This is a genomic window from Streptomyces acidicola (assembly GCF_009377235.1).
Taxonomy (GTDB): Bacteria; Actinomycetota; Actinomycetes; order Streptomycetales; family Streptomycetaceae; genus Streptomyces; species Streptomyces acidicola.
This window is the reverse complement of record NZ_VMNX01000457.1, coordinates 1-3076: the sequence shown is the minus strand read 5'-3', so window position 1 is coordinate 3076 and position 3076 is coordinate 1. Positions and strand designations below refer to the sequence as shown.

The 3076-nt window shown below is 74.2% G+C and carries 1 protein-coding gene; it reads right to left on the bottom strand.

What is annotated here, in order from left to right; all coding sequences use genetic code 11:
- Positions 1 to 3076 (bottom strand): SAV_2336 N-terminal domain-related protein (locus tag FPZ41_RS45895; RefSeq protein ID WP_152870777.1); only part of this gene is annotated, 3076 nt, incomplete at both ends.

Here is a 3076-nt window from a genome sequence, read left to right as displayed (position 1 = left end):
CGGTGAAGGGGCCCCGCACGAGATCGCGGTGCTCGGGCACCGGCGCGGGCTGGGGCAGGTCCAGCGGGAGGTACCAGGCGAGGGGCGGGATGTCCGGCGACGGGCCGGGCAGGGACAGGAAGCCGGCGTCCGGGTCGCCGTGGCTGCCGGTTTCGGCCGTGAGTTTCCGGTGCAGGACCGGGGAGAGCACGACCACGACATCCGCGGGGGAGGGGTCGCCCAGCGCCGACGGGAGGTCAGGGGACGCGGCCGTCCGGTCCGCCCGCACGAACTGGGCGGTGTGCCAGAAGGTCACCCGGATGCCGGGGGGGTCGTCCACGTCCAGCAGCGCGCCCGGCAGCTCGCGCAGGACCGCGTGCAGGACCGGCAGGACGGGGGCGCCGGGCTCGGTCACGACGACGTACCCGTTGTCGCGGGTGAGCAGTTCGTACCGGCTCGGGTCCAGGTCGCCCAGGGAGAGCAGCCAGGGGAGGGTGCGGCCCAGAAAGCGGTGGGTGTCCGGGCGCGGGTCCGGGCCGGTGATCTCGACGGTGAGGGTGGCGCGGTCGAGCTCGGGCGTGGCGCGCAGGGCGAGCCGGTGCAGACGACGGAAGTCCTCGTGCTCCGGGTACTCCTGGAGCAGCGGGGCGAGGTCGGCTGCGGCCTGCTCGAAGTCGCCCAGTTCCAGATCGAGTTCGGCGCGGGTGACGTACAGGGACCGACGGAGGGCATGGAGGCGGGCACGGGCCGCCTCGGCCGCGGGGCCGGGGACACTGTCGAGAGGGTCGCCGTACCAGAGGTCGAGGGCGTACTGGACGGAGGCGCGGGCGGTCGCCGGGTCGCCCTCGGCCCGGCGGGTGTTCACCTTGGCCACGAGGTCCTCGCAGCGGAACACATCGATGGTGGAGGGCGCAGCGTGGAGGGCATAGCCGTCCACCGTCGTGGCGAGGAGCCCGGGGCCGAGAGCGGCGCGCAGGGAGGAGGCGAGGGCGGCCAGCTCCCGATGGGGGTGCTCAGGGGGGTGCTGCCCCCACAGGCCCTCGATCAGTTCGTCGTTCGACACGGTCCTGCCGTGCCGCAGGAGCAGCATGCAGAGCAGGGCCCGGGCCGGGCCGTCGCCGACCGGCAGCGGGCGGTCCCGCCGGCCGATCCGCACGGGGCCGAACAGGCCGTACTGGTATCGATCCTCGGCGACGGCCTCCAGCACCTCGGTGAACGAGGATGCCTGGAACAGGCTCCTGCCTTCGCGCTGGACGCCGAGGGAGGGGTTGAGGAGTTTGTCGGCGATCACCGGGAACCGGGCCCGGAACAGCGCGAGCCGACGCGGAAGACGAGGCTTCGGCCTGTCGTCGGACCCCGCCAGGCCCCCGGCCAGCTCGATCAGCAGGTGACCGAAGTCCTCCAGGTCCTTCGACTCGGTGCGGCCACGGACGTTCCCCAGCGCGAGGCCGGTGATCTTCACGGTGCCGTCCGGGCACAGCAGCAGACTGCGCGCACTGAACCGGCCGTGCACCAGACCCTGTTCGTGCACGGCTTCGAGGCCCCTCGCGACGTGGCGCGCCAGCGGGGCGAGCAGCCAGTACGGCAGCCGGAAACCGCCCTCGGCGGTGAGCTCGGCCAGGGAGACACCTTCCACGAACTCGGTGACCAGGTACGGGACGTCGCCCTCGACACCGTGGTCCAGGACCGCGATCACATTCGGGCTCCGGAGGCCGGCGATGAGGCGTGCCCGCGCCAGGAACGGTTCGTGCTCCCGCCGCGCGGAGTACTCGTACACGGCCACGGTCCGGTCGAGCTGTGTGTCCTGGGCCAGCCACACCTGCGGCGAGCCCATGCCCACGCGCCGCACGAGCCGGTACCTGCCCAGCACCATCCGCGAGGACTCCGGGGGTGCCCCGCCCAGCAGGCGTACGCTCTCCGCCCGCACCGCCGCGAACGGCTCCCCCCGCGCGGCCACACCCCCGTCACCGGGCGCGGCGATCCGGAACTCCCGGGCCGCCACTCCGGCCCGCTCGTCGATCAACGCGCCGACACGGGACAGGAGTTCGGACGTCCGCCCGTGCGCCGTGCGCGGCAGGGTTCGCAGCAGCAGCTCGCGCACCCCGGGACGGAAGTCGTACGACCCGGCCGGGCGCCCCGGCACCGTGGTCAGCAGACCGCTGAGTATCACCTCCGCCAGGTGCTGGGGGCGTGGGTCGGGCTCGATCGCGGCGTGCAGGAGCCGCATCACCGGCAGCTCGGGGCGGCCGAGGGCGAGATGGCCCGCGAGACGGAAGGCCTCCGGGGAGGCGATGGAGCGGAAGCGCAGGACGAGATCCTCCGGCGAGAGCCGCTCCACATCGCTCCGGCCCAGTTCGTCGACCGGGTCCAGGGGAGGGACCGGCCCCAACAGGGCGACGGAGCCCGGCAGCCGGCCCGCCCGGCCCAGGAGCTTCGACCAGTTCGCCAGCCAGGGCGCCGAGGGTTCCAGGACGGGAAGGGGAAGCGAACCGGGCCCGGCGATGTCGGTGATGTACGAGTCCACCTCGTACGCCGAGTTGGGCGCCGCCGGCGAGGGCGAGGTGATCCGCGCGGTCACGGCCGGCAGCGCCGTGGTGCGCCACAGTCGTTCCGGGAGCGGCTGGACCACGGCCACCGGCATGCTGGCGGCCCACCGCCGCAGCGTGCGGTACCAGCGGTCGCCCGCCGCGCCCTCCCGCCACTGCGGGCCCATGCAGTCGGAGACGATCAGCGTGACGGTGCGTCCGTCGGCATACGACTCCTGCGAACCGGGCCGCCGTACGGTGCCGTCGGCCGCCAGCCGGTGCGACTCCACCGTGCGGAACACGCCCGACTGCGCGAGGGCCGCGTGCAGTTCACGCACGAGCGGGCCCCAGACGGGCATGGTCGGACCGGAGTCGTGCACGAGGTGCAGGGTCAGCCAGCGTTCGGTCGTCGGGCGCAGGACCGGCTGCCACCACTGGGGTGCCGCGCCGAGCCGGGCGATGCGGTGGGCGGTCGCCTCCTCGTCCACCTCATGGCCGAAGGGCGCGGGGACCCGGCGCTTGAGGGGGCGCAGGGCGCGCTGGAGGGCGAGGGGGTGGGACAGCATCGGGGG